Here is a 2576-nt window from a genome sequence, read left to right as displayed (position 1 = left end):
CTTAGGGGGCGTCGGGTGGGACGCCTGGTTCCGTTGCGGCGGTCGCGTGGGCGTGGACGGTCAGAGCCGGAAGGCCCGCCGCCGCGGGCGGCTTGACGGGGACGGAGACGTCTACCTCAACGGTGGCTTCGTCTCGGCTCACCTTGACCGTTGCTCCCTGCGGGACGGCCTTCACCACGAGCTCGCGTACAGCGGCGAGAGACTCGCCTCGCGCCGCAGCGCGGGCACCGGTTCGGGCGGCGTCCGTGCAGGTGAGCTGGACGGAGGCGGCCGCAAGGCCCCAGAGTGCGATCGCGGTGATCAGGACCAGGGTGGGAAGTGCCACGGCGATCTCCGCCGTGGCCATCCCCCGGTCCTTCAGCCGGCCAGTTTGAGGGCCTTCTCGATGATCTGTAAGAGGAGCGACTTCACCTGCGAGCTGGTCACGATCTTGAACAGCACGGCGGCGAACGCCGCGGCGGTGATGGTGCCGATCGCGTACTCGGCGGTGGACATCCCTCGGTCCCCGCATGTTCTGGACCATCGCCGCACCACCATCTCTTTCGGCCGCATCCGGGCCCCTTTCGTTGGTTGTCTTCTCAAGGCTGATTGGTCGGGATGGACGGTGGACGGTGAACGCCGTCTTGTGGATAACCCCGGGCGTCACTGCGGCAGCAGGATCGTGGAGCCGATCCCGGCGATGGCCGGGACGACGCCGAGCAGCACGAACGCGGGCAGGAAACACAGGCCCAGCGGGGCGAGCGCATGGATGCCCGCCGCTCGGGCCCTGGCGGCGGCGGCCGTGCGTGCCACGCGACGTTGGTCTCGCGCCAGACGGCTCAGGGACGGGGCCAGTGCCGCGCCGGTGGACACAGCACGGATGACGGTGCGCGCCAGGGGAGCGAGCATCGGTTCTCTCGTGAGCGCCAGCCAGGCCTCGGCCGGATCAGCCCCCAGCCGGATCTGAACGGAGACAGCGTCCAGTTCCTCACCAAGCGGACCGCCCACCGCGTCCGCTACCGCGCCGACCGCCTCGTGCCACGGGGTGCCGCCACGTAGGCAGGCTGCGAGTAGATCCACTGCTACGGGTAGGTCGGCGATGAGCCGCATTCGTCGTCGCTTGCGGTCCGCGGTGCCGAGGCGGCCGAACGAGAGCCAAACCGTGACTGCGACGAGGATTCCGGCCACCGTGCCGACCAACCCGCCCAGCGTCAGCACGCACAACACGCCTGCTGTGCCTGCGGCCATGCACCGTAGGAGAACGTCGCGTCGTCCACCCTCCTGGCCCTGGGTGTTGAGTCGTGTCTGGTGGGTGCCTGGCTCCTCCCTCGGATGGTTTGCGCTACGGACGGCTTCTCGGTGTCCATCGGGAGCTGGTTGGTGCTGACCCTGCGGGCTTTGGGGTGTGTGACGCTTCGTTGGAGCATCTGGATGCCGGGGTGCTGCTGCCTGGGTGCGGGCGCGGGCTCGAGGCCAGGTCGTTGACTTGTGGCCTCTAGGTAGTTCGGGGAACTGCCCCACAAGTCTCTTTGTGGCCGGGGCCGTCCACCTGGGGAAGAGGAAGGCTGATGCTGCGGCGCACAGAACGCATAGGAGGGCTATCAGGTCCGTCATGGTTCACCTGTTCGTCGGGTGCTGAGGCGTATATCGAGGCGGGTTGAAGTCACGGAGCCGTCCAACTCGACCGGTCCAGGCCCAGGCGCCCCGTCCCAGGCAGCCCGGTTCAGACGGCCCGGCTCGGGTGGCCCGGCTCAGGCGGTCCGGTTCGAGCGGCCCGGCTCAGGCCGTCCGGCTCAGGCCGTCCGGCTCAGGCCGTCCGGTCCAGGCCGTCCGGTTCGAGCGGCCCGGCTCAGGCGGCCCGGCTCAGGCCGTCCGGTTCGAGCGGCCCAGTCCAGGCGGCCCGGCTCAGGCCGTCCGGCTCAGGCCGTACGGTCCAGGCCGTCCGGTTCGAGCGGCCCAGTCCAGGCGGCCCGGCTCAGGCCGTCCGGCTCAGGCGGCCCGGTCCAGGCCGTCCGGTTCGAGCGGCCCGGCTCAGGCGGCCCGGCTCAGGCCGTCCGATTCAGGCGGTCCGATTCAGGCGGTCCGGCTCAGGCGGTCCGATTCAGGCGGCCCGGTTCAGGCGGTCCGGCTCAGGCGGTCCGGCTCAGGCGGCCCGGCTCAGGCGGTCCGGCTCAGGCGGCCCGGCTCAGGCGGCCCGGTCCAGGCCGTCCGGTTCGAGCGGTCCGGCTCAGGCGGTCCGGCTCAGGCGGTCCGATTCAGGCGGTCCGGCTCAGGCGGTCCGATTCAGGCGGTCCGGCTCAGGCGGTCCGGCTCAGGCGGCCCGGCTCAGGCGGCCCGGTCCAGGCCGTCCGGTTCGGGCGGCCCGGCTCAGGCGGCCCGGCTCAGGCCGTCCGATTCAGGCGGTCCGGCTCAGGCGGTCCGATTCAGGCGGTCCGGCTCAGGCGGTCCGGCTCAGGCGGTCCGGCTCAGGCGGCCCGGTCCGGGCGATCCGGTCCAGGCGATCCGGTCCAGGCGATCCGGTCCAGGCGATCCGGTCCAGGCGATCCGGTCCAGGCGATCCGGTCCAGGCGATCCGGTCCGGGCGATCCGGTCCGGGC

The 2576-nt window shown here is 71.6% G+C and carries 3 protein-coding genes; all 3 read right to left on the bottom strand.

Going from position 1 to position 2576, the window contains the following annotated elements; genetic code table 11:
• Position 1: 1 nt before the first annotated feature.
• A complete protein-coding gene (locus E1264_RS41905; protein WP_207936980.1) occupies positions 2 to 346 on the bottom strand; it encodes a TadE family type IV pilus minor pilin in 345 nt (114 codons plus the stop codon).
• Between the two features lie 11 nt (positions 347 to 357).
• On the bottom strand, positions 358 to 495 hold the full coding sequence (locus E1264_RS41900) for a DUF4244 domain-containing protein (RefSeq protein ID WP_347813461.1): 138 nt from the start codon (positions 493 to 495) through the stop codon (positions 358 to 360).
• Positions 496 to 642: 147 nt separating this feature from the next.
• Positions 643 to 1227 carry a type II secretion system F family protein gene (locus tag E1264_RS41895; protein ID WP_132183033.1) on the bottom strand — a complete coding sequence of 195 codons (585 nt, stop codon included), beginning with the start codon at positions 1225 to 1227 and terminating at the stop codon, positions 643 to 645.
• Between the last annotated feature and the right edge of the window lie 1349 nt (positions 1228 to 2576).

The sequence above is a fragment of the Actinomadura sp. KC216 genome (assembly GCF_004348535.1).
Taxonomy (GTDB): Bacteria; Actinomycetota; Actinomycetes; order Streptosporangiales; family Streptosporangiaceae; genus Spirillospora.
This window is presented reverse-complemented; position numbering and strand designations above follow the sequence as displayed.

Bases quoted from the DNA above. Each gene is read 5' to 3' on its own strand.
- E1264_RS41905 (WP_207936980.1), bottom strand. From the start codon at position 346: ATGGCCACGGCGGAGATCGCCGTGGCACTTCCCACCCTGGTCCTGATC.
- E1264_RS41900 (WP_347813461.1), bottom strand. From the start codon at position 495: ATGTCCACCGCCGAGTACGCGATCGGCACCATCACCGCCGCGGCGTTC.
- E1264_RS41895 (WP_132183033.1), bottom strand. From the start codon at position 1,227: ATGGCCGCAGGCACAGCAGGCGTGTTGTGCGTGCTGACGCTGGGCGGG.